This window comes from Chryseobacterium sp. BGARF1 (assembly GCF_001677955.1).
In the GTDB taxonomy this organism is placed as follows: domain Bacteria; phylum Bacteroidota; class Bacteroidia; order Flavobacteriales; family Weeksellaceae; genus Chryseobacterium.
In genome coordinates, this window is record NZ_LELA01000258.1 from 1 (window position 1) to 221 (window position 221).

1 protein-coding gene is annotated in these 221 nt (G+C 41.2%); it reads right to left on the bottom strand.

Features of this window, described 5'->3' with window-relative positions; all coding sequences use genetic code 11:
• The coding region (locus AB671_RS21930; protein WP_185114160.1) for a transposase at nucleotides 1-221 on the bottom strand (221 nt) is incomplete at both ends.

A 221-nucleotide genomic window follows, 5' to 3' on the forward strand; every position in this document is an offset into this window, starting at 1 on the left:
GTTTGGTAGGTGCAGTATAAATATGTTTCATATCTGCAGAAAACTCTTTCCTGTCCTTCCAGACTACATATTTGCAGGCATTTCTGATTTGATGAACTACGCAGATCTGAGTTTGAGACTCAGGAAAAACACCGCGTATGGTCCCAGTAAATCCATTGAGATTATCTGTAGCTGTAATGAGGATATCTTCTACGCCGCGGGCTTTGAGATCGGTTAAAACA